Annotated in this window: 8 protein-coding genes and 2 pseudogenes; 8 read left to right on the top strand and 2 right to left on the bottom strand. The window is 50.4% G+C overall.

Features of this window, described 5'->3' with window-relative positions; all coding sequences use genetic code 11:
- The first annotated feature begins 59 nt into the window (after positions 1 to 59).
- From B9T16_RS10605 to B9T16_RS10630, 6 genes are all read left to right on the top strand, one after another.
- Positions 60 to 3,317, top strand: a complete 3,258-nt coding sequence (locus tag B9T16_RS10605) for an ATP-binding protein (protein ID WP_410244733.1) — start codon at positions 60 to 62, stop codon at positions 3,315 to 3,317.
- A gap of 38 nt (positions 3,318 to 3,355) precedes the next feature.
- The gene (locus B9T16_RS10610) at positions 3,356 to 3,784 is read left to right on the top strand and encodes a hypothetical protein (RefSeq protein WP_410244734.1); all 429 of its coding nucleotides are present in this window, start codon (positions 3,356 to 3,358) and stop codon (positions 3,782 to 3,784) included.
- Positions 3,785 to 3,931: 147 nt separating this feature from the next.
- Entirely contained in the window at positions 3,932 to 6,829 is a 2,898-nt protein-coding gene (locus tag B9T16_RS10615; protein WP_410244735.1) for a DUF1156 domain-containing protein, read from the top strand.
- A 174-nt stretch (positions 6,830 to 7,003) separates the two neighbouring features.
- Complete coding sequence (locus B9T16_RS10620) at positions 7,004 to 7,129, top strand: hypothetical protein (protein WP_410244736.1); 126 nt, start codon at positions 7,004 to 7,006, stop codon at positions 7,127 to 7,129.
- A 27-nt stretch (positions 7,130 to 7,156) separates the two neighbouring features.
- Positions 7,157 to 7,384, top strand: coding sequence for a hypothetical protein (locus tag B9T16_RS10625; RefSeq protein ID WP_006615903.1), 228 nt, complete (start codon positions 7,157 to 7,159; stop codon positions 7,382 to 7,384).
- Complete coding sequence (locus B9T16_RS10630) at positions 7,371 to 7,709, top strand: type II toxin-antitoxin system PemK/MazF family toxin (RefSeq protein WP_006615904.1); 339 nt, start codon at positions 7,371 to 7,373, stop codon at positions 7,707 to 7,709. The genes B9T16_RS10625 and B9T16_RS10630 overlap by 14 nt, the downstream gene beginning before the upstream one ends.
- On the opposite strand, the gene B9T16_RS10635 is transcribed toward B9T16_RS10630, so the two are convergent.
- Together B9T16_RS10635 and B9T16_RS10640 are read right to left on the bottom strand one after the other, a co-directional pair.
- Entirely contained in the window at positions 7,684 to 7,977 is a 294-nt protein-coding gene (locus B9T16_RS10635) for a hypothetical protein (RefSeq protein WP_014275688.1), read from the bottom strand. The two genes, B9T16_RS10630 and B9T16_RS10635, sit on opposite strands and share 26 nt — an antisense overlap.
- A gap of 542 nt (positions 7,978 to 8,519) precedes the next feature.
- Positions 8,520 to 8,810 (bottom strand): annotated as a pseudogene (locus B9T16_RS10640) (aspartyl protease); the annotation flags it as partial.
- Positions 8,811 to 8,898: 88 nt separating this feature from the next.
- On the opposite strand from B9T16_RS10640, the gene B9T16_RS10645 reads away from it, so the two are divergent.
- Entirely contained in the window at positions 8,899 to 12,036 is a 3,138-nt protein-coding gene (locus B9T16_RS10645) for a DEAD/DEAH box helicase (protein WP_410244737.1), read from the top strand.
- 85 nt (positions 12,037 to 12,121) lie between these two features.
- Positions 12,122 to 12,445 (top strand): annotated as a pseudogene (locus B9T16_RS10650) (hypothetical protein); the annotation flags it as partial.

Below are 12,445 nucleotides of genomic sequence, written 5' to 3' on the forward strand. Positions count from 1 at the left end.
ATCGCCTGTAGGCTGTCCGAGAAAGTGTAGAGTCCCATTTTGCCATGGGAAATAGTTAAATGTTGCCATCAGTATTCACAACTTGCATTCCCAGAGGCGAAATCCAAAAAGGGGAACTAACCGAAGACATTTTCGCCGCCAAAATCCGCCCAGTGGTGGAGGGAAAAGCCCCCCTAGTGTACCAGGATGCGGAAGTATTTTTTGCCAACACCTTTCCCACCGAGGGGATACGGACTGTAATTCGGGAAGTTTTCGGGAGGCTGACKGGGGCTAATGTTGGTTCTCCGATTATCCGCCTGGAGAYCAGCTTTGGGGGTGGTAAAACCCATGACCAGATTGCCCTGTGGCATATTTGTAGCCGAGGGAGGCGGATTCAGGGTTTAGAGCGATTCGGGGACTTGAACCTGATTCCTGAGAAGGGGGTGCAGGTGGCGGCCATTGACGGGCGCGACCTTGACCCAGAAAACGGCATATTTCATCAAGATACTGGAATAACGACCTATACCCTGTGGGGGGAGATTGCTTATCAAATCGGGGGTATTGGGGGCTACCAACTGCTGCAGGGGTCTGACGAGAAGCAAATCAGCCCAGGAACGTCGGTTTTAGAGCGATTGGTGGGTGAGGAGCCCACAGTGATTATGATTGACGAGATCGCGCGGCATTTGCAGGCGGCGAAGGCGAAAAAGGTGGGTAATAGTGACCTAGCCGAGCAGGTGGTAGCGTTCTTGTTTTCGTTGATGGACTTAGCGGCGGCTTGCGATCGCCTGATTTTCGTGTACTCGCTGGCTTCAGCCTCAGACACCTTCGGAAAACAAACCCAGGAGTTAACGGAACTGATACGGGCTTCGGCGCGACAGGAGCGGGTGATGAGTCCTTCGACGGATGTGGATATCTACAATATCGTCAAGCAGAGGCTGTTCGAGAGTGTGCAGGAAGAGGCGGGAAAAAAGGCGGCGACGGAATATCTGAAGGCTTACCGGGCTGCTAGTGTTGACCTACCCCAGGGCTGCACAGAGGCGAGGTATGGGGAAGCGATCGCTTCTTGCTACCCCTTCCACCCGGAACTGTTCAAACTGCTGACCCAAAAAATCGCTTCTATCCCGGATTTCCAGCGAACCAGGGGGGCGTTGCGGCTGTTTGGTAGTGTAGTCCGCCACCTGTGGCAGGAAGCGGACGCAGCCCCGGAAGATAGCCCCATTTGGATACCTCTAATCCATAGCCACCATATCCCCCTAGGGCTGGATAAGAAGGTACAAGACGAGCTGACCTCGCGCCTACAGCGTCCTCTGATGCGGATTCCTATTCAGGCAGACATCTACAGCCAGGACGGACGGGCTGCCTATGCTCAGGTACAGGATGAACAGTGGCAGGTGGCAGGAAAGCCGCCGTTTTCGACCTGGGTAGCACGGACGATTTTTTTGCACTCCCTCACCCAGGGGATTTCTTCAGGGATTAGGCGATCGGAGCTGAACCTGTCGCTGTTGACTCCTGGCTTAGAAATCGGCTTTGTGGAGCAGGTTTTGGAGGAGTTGGGAAGGGTGGCGTGGTATCTCGACATTGATCCGATCACATCGATCGCCCGGTTCAAGGAAGAACCATCTATCAATAAGATTATCACAGAAGAGAAGCAACAGGTGGGGCTTTCGGAAGCTAAGGAAGAGCTGCGATCGCGACGGGATAGCATTTTTGCGGGGAATAAGTTTAAACTGATATCAGCGCCGGACTGTGCGGCGGACGTGGACGATACACCGGAGACGATCGCCCTGTGCGTGATCGATTTTGGGGATTTTGTGATCACCTCCCCCCAAGACCCGCCGCCGTCGCTGGTGGAAACGATTTTCAACAATACAGGGGTATCCGGGAAGTTCCGCACCTTCCGTAATCGGCTGTTGTTTCTGGTGGCGAACCGGGATGAACTGGAGCGGGCGATCGAGGTGGTGAAGGAGTATAAGGCAATTAAGGCGATCAGGGAAACTCCCCACCGTCTGGATGACATTTCCGAGAGCCAGCGCCAGCAACTGAAACAGAAAGAAGGGGAAACTGACCTGGCTGTGCGGGTTGCCCTGACTAACACCTACCGCCACCTGTTCTACCCAGCTAAGGATGAGGTGAAGGCTCCGAAAGGCTTGATGCACTATACCCTCTCTCCCCAGGATTCTAGCACGGTGAAGGGCAAAAACAACCAACAGGATTTGATTTTAAAGGCACTGCGAGATTGCCAAAAGGTCCGGGCGGAAGCGGAGGAGGATGCTAAACCCTTCGCCCCGGCTTATATTCTGCAAAAGGTTTGGCCGGCTGGAGTGGAACACTGGACTACTAAAAGCCTGTGGGAGGAGTTCTCGAAAAATCTGGGGCTGAATTTGCCTATAGAGGCGGAAAAGCTGAAACTCCGGGAGACTATCCGCGCGGGGTTGCTGGGGGGTTGCTGGGATATGGCGATCGCCCAGAAAGTCTACATCAAAGTACCTGACGCGCCGCTGAGGGGACCAGATACTATTGAATTGAGCGATCGCCAGGTGCTTTACCGTCGGGGTATTTTGGAAGCGCCCCAACCCAAGGAAATCGAACTTAATGCCCAACTGATGCCTTCGACGGAGGTGGTGAAGCCCGTGCGGGTGCGCTGGAGGGCTAGGGAGGCGGTGAAAGTTCAGTTATTTGAAAACGGCACCCCTGTTTTAAAAGAGTTTTTCCCCTCGGACGAGTATGAGGCGGAGGTGGCGGAAACGACGACTTTTAGGCTGTTGGCGGACTACGGGGACGGGGAAACTGCCACTCAGGAGACAGTGGTTTACTTAACTACCCCTGGGGGTACTGCGACCGGGGCGGCGGAAGGGGCGACATTGTTTGATGCGAAACCCTCCAGCAGTGAGTTTTCGGGGACGGTGAACCGGGTATTTGAGGAATTGGGCGATCGCTGTTGGGATCTGAAGGTGCGCCGGATATCCCAGATCACCCTATCGGTAGACCAAATTATCGACTATCGGAAATTAGCCACAGCTATCTCTCTGTTGAGTCGCTTCGGGCCGCAAATTGAGCAAAGCGTCACCCTCCAGACCGGACAACAGTKTCTCCGCCTGGAATATCAGGGCGACCTGCGGGGGTTCCAGGGTTTTCTGACTACCCTCAACGGGTTGATGAGTCAGCCAGAGGTGGCGGGAGACGTGCATTTGAGCCTCAAATTTGCGTTTCCAACAGCCATAGGATTTGAGGGCCTAGCCACGGGGAAACTGCCCCTAGAGCTAGACCAAATCAAATCCCAACTAGAGCGGAACCCGGTGGGACGATTGCATTTGAGCGCCGATTTCCAATATGATTAAACCTCCAGAGTTTTTGTGGTTTTTAACCTCAGCCCAAAATGCAAGAATTTCAACTGCGAGTTGTCCCCATTGATAACAATAATTTCGGCTTGGAAATCTACCAGTGCGCCTACAAAAAAGCCGGGGAAAAAAAGCGCCCCCCGGCGAAGCGTTTGGGTCGCCTGAAGGGGAATGTCCTAATTTTGGCGCGTCCGAGTATTTACCAACTGTTGAAGGAGAACAACTACGACCCAAAAACCCTCAACCACCACCGCAAAAAACCCTATATTTTAGATGAGAAAAGCGGGGTGACTTTGGCAATTTTATTTCAGGCATTGCAACCTTTGCGAAAAAGTGATAAAATTGTCAATATTGCCGCTGGAATTAAAGAGATGAGCAATGAGGAAGCACACTACTGGTTTGCCAGAGTCAACAGCAGCAAAAACCCGGCGGCTTTGAAGGCTTTGCGGATTTTGTTGGGAGAATAGTTGACTGAATCTGTTTTAGGATGTTAGGATTGTGGGGCGATTTTCTCTAGGGTTGCCGCCGATTAACTTTCGCGTCTCCCACCTCTGGTTAGGACGGCTTTTTTGCTGGGGAAAATGCGCCCTGTTCACCTTTCCTCCTGGGAAATTATGTCGGAAACTTACACCAACCGCCCCCGCCTGTTTATTGAAAAAATTATGCCGATAAAACTCCTCAACGAGCAGGTATATTTTGAAAATGGCGGCAATCCTTTTAAGGGACTACATCGCTGGTATTCCCGGAAACCTCTGGCTTTTTCGCGGGCTTCGGTGTTGGCTTCGGTGCTACCGGCGGATATTTCTATGGATGAATTCCAGTATCTTTTGGGGGTGTATTCGGAGCAAGAATTGGGGTATTTGCAGCAGTCGAATTGGCTTGAGGACAAGGAGGAGAAAATCACCTCGTCGGTGAGACTCTACAAAACGCCGCCGAGTCCAAGGTGCATTGGGCGGGTGCATGACTACTGCGAGAAGGTGTGGGGAAAGCGGACTCCTGTGGTTTTGGATGCTTTCGCAGGGGGCGGTAGCATCCCGTTTGAGGCGGCGCGATACGGTTTTGAGGTGTATGGGTCGGATTTGAACCCGGTGGCTGTGGTGACTATGAAGGCGGCTATGGAATACCCCCTCAAGTTTGGCCCTGATTTACAGGTGGATATTGACAAGTGGGTGCAGTGGGTTGGAAATGAGGCGGAAACTCGACTGGCTGCTTTTTTTCCCTCCCCAGAAGGGGAGACTGTACAAAATTATTTATGGGCGCATACTGTACAATGCCCTAGTTGTAATTCTACTGTGCCTCTCAGTCCGAATTGGTGGCTTTACAAGCGCCCAGAAAAGCAGAATTTACACAAGTGGTGTGCGGTAAAACCGATTCCTAAACCGGCAGAAAAACGGGTCGATTTTGAGTTAATCAAAGGCCGCAAAGGGAAGGGTTCCACAATACATACAGAGGACGGAGATTTTGACCCGAATGATTACAATACCATCAGCCGGGGAGTCGGAAAATGTCCGAATTGTGGGAATGTGATTGACAATGATTATATTGCTTCTCCCAGCCGAGAGAGTAAACTCGGTTATCAATTATATGCAGTTGCTTATAAAAAAGGTAAGGGAAGTTTAGAGTTTAGAACAGTTGAAGAATGCGATTTGACAGGAATTAAATTAGCAGATGAAAGACTCGCGGCAAAATTAAATGATTGGGAAGCGATAGATTTAATCCCTCATGTACCAACACCTACCAATCCTCAATATTCGATGATCAGAAATTATGGAATTGTCGAATGGCATCAGTGTTTCCATCCCCGGCAACTCTTAACCCTGGTCACTTATGCAGAAATTATCAACGAAGCCAAAGAGAAAATTCGAGCCGAATGCGAATTAGAAAAAGCTGCCAAAATTGAGTCGGTGGAAAATGATGGGGAAGCAGTGGCAGAAATTGAGGATTATTATCGCGGGAAATTAGAGGCGATCGCCACTTATTTAGCTATGGTAATGGATAGGTGCGTTGATGTTAATTGCAGATTGTCAAATTGGGTTCCAGGCGTGGGAACTGCAGTGCGTGCTTCTGCACAACACTCTCTAAATCTCATGTGGAACTATCCTGAATTTCAAGGATATGAAAAGTTATGGGGTCAAATGTCTAAATTTGCTTATGACTATACAAAACTCTGCGAAATGTTGGGAATTCCGCCGCATTCGACAGGCATTCCGGGCATCGAAAAATACGATCCGAAAACGATTAAAATCGATTTATGCTCCGCTGACAGTCTGTGGCATATAGGGGATAAATCAGTGGATGTTATTGTCACCGACCCCCCCTATTATGGAACGGTTCCTTATGCAGATCTCTCCGACTTTTTCTATGTTTGGCTTAAAATAACATTAGGGGATATATTCCCGGACTTATTTTATGTAGAATTGACCGATAAAGACCGGGAAGCGGTCGCCAACCCGTCGCGGTTTCGGAATATGGGAATAAGTCCGGACGAACTAGCCAACCAGGACTATGAGGCAAAAATGGCATTAGCTTTCGGGGAATATCACCGAGTCTTGCGCGATGATGGTATTATGACAGTGCAATTTAACCATAAAGACTCCGGCGCGTGGGATGTTTTAGCGAAATCTCTGATTGATGCTGGATTTGAGATAACCGCTTCTTGGGCTGTCAGTACCGAAAACCCGCAAAACCTGCACCAAGCCAAGAAAAACAGCGTCTCCAGCACCGTCCTTCTCGTGTGTCGTCAGCGAGACCCCAACGCCGGACAGGCTTGGTGGGAAGACCTGCGCCCGGAAGTGGTGAACCTGGTGGAAAAGCGAGCCCCGGAGTTTGAAGCCAATGATATCACGGGAATCGACCTATATTTGAGCGCCTTCGGTCCGGCGTTGAATGTGTTTTCCCGCCAGTATCCGATCCTGAACAGTAGCGGGGAGGAAGTGCGCCCAGAGGAGGCTTTCGCGGAAGCCAGGAAGGCGATCGCCAATTACCGCTTCCGCAGCTTGGTGGGCTCAGAAACCGCCGGATTTGACGCTTTGAGTCAGTGGTATCTGTTGGCTTGGGACGCATTCCGAGCTAGAGAGTTCCCCTACGACGACGCGCGCCAATTAGCTTTGGCGATCGGTGGTTTCAACGTCACCGACCTAGTGAAAACCCACAAACTCCTAGACTCAGCTAGTGGGACTTGCAAACTCTTGACCCCCCAGCAGCGCCTGAAGAAACGGGCTTTTTCGGTTCAGGAAAAGGAATTTTCCGGGCGTTACCTAGTGGACGGACTCCATGGGGCGATCGCTATTTACCAAGAGGAACAAAACCTGCAACAGGTGCGCCGTTTCCTGCAAAATACGGGGTTAGTGACCAACGATCTATTCATGAAAATTTGGGAGGTGGGGTTAAAGGTAATTCCCGATACAGTCCCGGAGCGGGAGGCTTTGGTAAACCTGCGGCTGGGTGTGAAGGAGATTAAGGATAAAGTGGTACATGAGCAGTTAACATTAGACTTAAAATTAGACCCCTAGCCCCAAAAAACGGGTAACTGGTAGGGTGCGTCAGAAGGATAACCTACTGGGTTAAGGGAAAATTTTATTGATCTGACGCACAACTGACGCACCACCCTACAATTATTAATCATCAAGGGTCAATTATCGGGTGGAGTGGGGCGGGTTTATTTATATCCCGGTGGGGTCCGACAATTGACAGCCAGAGAGAGGGCGGGTTTATTTATATCCCGGTGGGGTCCGACAATTGACAGCAGAACCCGCCCCTACAATTATCAATGGTTAATCATCAAGGCGATCGCTGATGCTATAATCAAATAATCGTATCTATAACAATCGATAACTAAGATGTCGCCCGCTAAAGAAATCTCAATTTCCTTACCAACATCCCTAGTACAATTTATTGAGAACTATAAAATTGCCAAAGGATGTCAATCCCCTGACCAAGTGATTGAATTAGCTTTAGAATTATTGAGAAATCAAGAACTAGAATCCGCTTACAGAGAAGCATCTAGTGAAATTGATTCCGCGTGGGATATTACAATTGCCGATGGATTAACCGATGAAACGTGGTGAAATTTACTATGCTAATCTCAGTCCGGCGGTTGGTTCGGAAATGGATAAACGCCGTCCCGTGCTGATAGTAAGTAACGATGCAAATAACCGCGCAGCGGATACAGTGACAATTCTACCCATTACCTCTAATGTGACTCGCGTTTACCCTTTTGAAGTGTTAATCAATCCAGAGGATAGCGGTTTATCCAAGCCTTCCAAGGTGCAAGCGCAGCAGGTGCGAACTATTTCTAAACAAAGGATCGGTGGGGATACAGTGGGTTTTTTGAGCCAGGAAGTTATGGAAATAGTAGAGACTGCCCTCAAACTGCACTTAAAGCTAGATTAAATTTCATCACGATCGCCATTGATTCATTCACCTTTGCTAACCGGCTCTCGAATGTAGCCAGGGGCAATTTCCATGGGATAGCTAACTCTAAATGGGCGGCATCATAAGCGGCTAAACCTTCTTTTCTTACCAGAGGAAATGTGGCAGATAACGCCTTGCTATCGGTAGCGAGATAGACTTTAATTAACAAAGATTGTAATAAAGCGATCGCTCTCTTGTGGTGGGGCGGGTTTATTATGATTTCCGTCAGGAGGAGAGGTATTCGCAATTATCAATCATCAATTATCCCGTGGAGTGGGGCGGGTTTATTTATATCCCGGTGGGGTCCGAGTTAACGTAGGGTGCGTCAGAGGGATAACCTACTGGGTTAACGGCAAATTTTATTCATCTGACGCACCACCCTACAATTATTAATCATCAAGGGTCAATTATCCCGTGGAGTGGGGCGGGTTTATTTATATCCCGGTGGGGTCCGAGTTAACGTAGGGTGCGTCAGAGGGATAACCTACTGGGTTAACGGCAAATTTTATTCATCTGACGCACCACCCTACAATTATTAATCATCAATCATCAATTATCCCGTGGAGTGGGGCGGGTTTATTTATATCCCGGTGGGGTCCGAGTTAACGTAGGGTGCGTCAGAGGGATAACCTACTGGGTTAACGGCAAATTTTATTCATCTGACGCACCACCCTACAATTATTAATCATCAAGGGTCAATTATCCGGTGGGGTGGGGCGGGTTTATTTATATCCCGGTGGGGTCCGAGAATTGACAGCAGAACCCGCCCCTACAATTATCAATTATCAATTACAAAATAGTTAAATAAGTATCCATTGAGGTTTCTGGTAATAGCTTTAATTGCTGATTTTTTAAATCGAGTTCAATTCCTAATGCTTCCAGAGGCAAAACCCCCAACAGCGCCTCGCGTCCTCCCGGTAATTCTAAGCATTCAAAAGTTCCTTCTCTACCCAATAGGGAAATACTAGCGTCTCGGAAAACTCTGGCTTTACTGAAGCCGTTAGCGGTAGCTACATCAACTTCTTTGAGTAATTCCAAACCCAATTGAGCGATCGCATTGGAAGGGAGGCATAATATCGTTGTGTTGGGGCGGGTTTATTATAGTTGTGGTGAAGAGGACAGGTATGATAAATTATCAATTATCAATTATTAATTATTAATTATATCCATGCTTCCCGATCGCACCTGGCGCAGTAGCTACTCTACCAACGAAAATAACCCGATTATTGACTTTTATATTCCGGCTTTGGAAAACTGTAGTCAGTACGATCGCAAGTCGGGATTTTTTGCCAGCGGGATCCTCAGCCGAGTCGCCGCCGGGTTGGGTTCCCTGTTGCATAATGATGGGAAAATGCGGCTGATTATGGGTTGTCAGTTTCAGGCGGAGGACTTGGAGGCAATTCGACAGGGTTACAGTCTGCGGGAAACTTTGGGCGATCGTCTAAAAGCCTCCCTCACGCCGCCGCAGACCTTCGCGCAACTCCGACATTTCGAGATCCTCTCCTGGCTGGTAGAACACGATCGCCTAGATATAAAAATCGCCGTCCCCCTCAAGTCCGACGGAATGCCAGAMACCCCCGAACAGCAGCTAGACCCTCAACACATTTTCCACGAAAAAGTCGGCATTTTTACCGATAATGATGGCAATCAGTTGGTGTTTTTCGGGTCCAATAACGAAACCCCTAGCGGCTGGGAAAAGAATATCGAATCATTCCACGTCTACTGTACCTGGGAAGGCGGCAGGGAAGCCGAACGGGTCCATGAGGAAGTATTCCGGTTTGAACAACTTTGGCAAAACTGGGCTCCCAATGTGAGGGTGTTTGAAATACCCGAAGCCGTCCGCGCCCAACTGCTGCGCTACACCCCCATATCCAAACCCACCTGGGAACCGGCACAGGAATTTGAGACTACAGGGGATGACCCACCGCCGCCACAAGTTGCCGAACCCACCGCCGCCGAATTGAGTCAGGAAGTGGAAGCCTTCGCCGCCCTGTTGGACTTACCGAACTCTCCCGGTTGTCTGGACTTCTGCCTAAAATCCATCCCTGTGCAACTCTGGCCCCACCAATTGAAAATCCTGCGCCGGGTGGCGGAAACTTTCCCCCGCAGTTTCCTGATCGCGGACGAGGTGGGGCTGGGTAAAACGGTGGAAACGGGGGCTATCTTGCGTTATCTGCTGGTTAGCGGTCGGGTAAAACGGGTGTTGGTGCTGGCTCCGGCTAGTGTTCAGTCTCAGTGGCACGAGGAACTTAGGGAAAAGTTTAACCTGCACTTCTGGAGTTACGGACAGAAGGAATTTAAGGACCCCTACGGGGCTGTATCAACGGTCAGAGAAGCCGAAAACCCCTGGAACCGTCACCCCCTTATCGTCGCGTCTTCTCACCTGGTGCGTCGCCGGGAACGCAGCCAGGAACTATTGGCAGCGGAACCCTGGGATTTGGTGGTGCTTGATGAAGCGCACCACGCCCGCCGCCGGACTCCGAAAGCACACCAGGATACCCCTAACAGCCTCCTGGAGTTGATGGGACAACTGCGCGATCGCACCAGGTCGCTGTTGCTGCTGTCGGCGACTCCTATGCAAATAGACGCGATCGAGGTGTTTGACCTGCTGGAGTTGCTGGGACTCTACGGACACTGGCGCTACGGGGAAAACTTCTGCGACTACTTCGCTTCCCTCTCGGAACCGCCAGACCCGTTTATCCTGGAGTTCTGGCAAAATATGTCTGTGGATTACTTCCGGGGGGGCGGGGAACCTTGCTCGCGCCTGCAAGGGTTTCTGGGCGATCGCGATCGACTACTAAGCTACAAACTACAGGATATCTGGCAACGGGGTCAAAGGATGGTTAACCCTAAACAACTCTGTGGGGATGAGTCCTTTGTGGCTAGTTCCCGCCAATACCTCAGTACGAATACTCCCCTAAAAGACCTGATGTTTCGACATACCCGCGACACGCTGCGAGAATATTACCGCCTAGGACTGCTGGAAGAAGATATCCCCCGCCGGGTGGTGACGGACAACGCGATTTCTCTGGAAGGCGATCGCGAAATTCCCCTCTACCAAGCAGTTAGCGATTATGTCCGCCACTTCTACCGCCTCGCCCAAAAGCACGATCGCAAGGCTTTGGGGTTTCTGATGACTCTCTACCGCAAGCGCCTCACCAGTTCGTTTTATGCGATTCAAGAGTCCCTTAAACGGCGTTTACTCCGTTCTAATATCACGCCGGATGACCTGGTGGACCTCGAAGAAGCCGAAGATGTGGCGATCGAGGGTTTGCAGCCTTACCTCGAACAGGTAGACCCCAAGGAAATTGAGTATTTGGAAGATTTGCTGCGACAGTTTGAAAATACCGGGGAGGATAGTAAGTTGTCGTTTCTCCTGGAAACTCTGCGCCGGGAGTTCCTCGAACGCGATAGCGCGATCGTTTTTACCCAGTATACTGATACCATGGACTACCTACGAGAACAGTTGCGATCGCTTTATGGCGATCGGCTGGCCTGCTATTCGGGGCGGGGCGGGGAACTTCCCGTCCAAGACCCTGAACCTTCCTGGCGGGTGGTTCCCAAGGGGAAAATCAAAAACCTGTTTCGCCAAGGGGAAATTCAACTCCTCCTCTGTACGGAGTCAGCCAGCGAAGGGCTCAATTTGCAAACCTGCGGGGTTCTGATTAACTATGATTTACCCTGGAACCCTATGCGAGTTGAACAACGCATTGGCCGCGTAGACCGGATCGGACAACGCTACCCGACGGTTAAGATCCACAACCTCTACTATGATGGCACGGTGGAAGCTAAGGTTTACCGCCGCCTGCGAGAGAGAATAGGCCTATTTACTAATGTGGTGGGGAACCTACAGCCTATTTTAGCTCGGGTTCCCACGTTTATCGAGCAGGCGGTGATGAGTGCTGACCCGGAAGAAGAGGATGTGCTGATGGCCTCTTTTGAGGATGGCTTCCTCACTGACTCCCTCAACCCCTCCCTCGATGAAATGGTGAAAATTGATGTAGAGGCAGACCTGGCTCAGTTGCGCCACTCCCTGCCACGGTCTCCCCTCACTTGGGAGGCTCTGGAAACCCTGTTCTCCCATTCCCAGATACTCCGGGCGGCGGGGTTTCACTTCCAAAAAGAGGGCGATCGCCTTTGGACTCTCTTCTCTGGGGAAAATGGCGATCGACGCCGGGTCACTTTTTCCCCGCAGGTCTTCGAGGCTGACCCAGACCTCCCATTGATTACCTGGGGAGACCCCCTCTTTCACCTCCTCCTCGAAAGGGTTAGGGCTACCCTCGAAAAAACAGCCCCCAGGGGTTGACAAGCGTCTACATAGCCTACAACCCCTATTCTACCGTTACTTAGGTGTTACTCAAAACCATAGCAGAGTAACAAGTGAGTAAAAAATGAGTAACGCTACTGATACCCCTACAGTAGGGGGAAAGGGCAACTACGATGACAATTACACTAGGTTCGTGAAAGCCTATCATGATTTTAAGGGGGAATGTCCCAAGGGGGTAACTCTCAAGCTTCAAAAGACCGGGGTTAGGTACAATCTCTTATTGCAGTTTAAGCAACCACCTACCGGGAAACGGCTACCCAAGACAGCTAATCTTGAGTGTACACCTCAAGGGGTGATAGACGGGGTTAAGAAAGCTAAACTGGTATCAGAAGCCCTAGTGACTATCACTAGCGCTAGTGAATTTTGGGATTGGTACGATAAAACCATC

The organism is Arthrospira sp. PCC 8006 (assembly GCF_046480465.1).
Lineage (GTDB): Bacteria > Cyanobacteriota > Cyanobacteriia > Cyanobacteriales > Microcoleaceae > Limnospira > Limnospira platensis.

Coding starts and splice junctions, on each gene's coding strand:
- B9T16_RS10610 (WP_410244734.1), top strand. CDS start 3,356: ATGCAAGAATTTCAACTGCGAGTTGTCCCCATTGATAACAATAATTTC.
- B9T16_RS10615 (WP_410244735.1), top strand. CDS start 3,932: ATGTCGGAAACTTACACCAACCGCCCCCGCCTGTTTATTGAAAAAATT.
- B9T16_RS10625 (WP_006615903.1), top strand. CDS start 7,157: ATGTCGCCCGCTAAAGAAATCTCAATTTCCTTACCAACATCCCTAGTA.
- B9T16_RS10630 (WP_006615904.1), top strand. CDS start 7,371: ATGAAACGTGGTGAAATTTACTATGCTAATCTCAGTCCGGCGGTTGGT.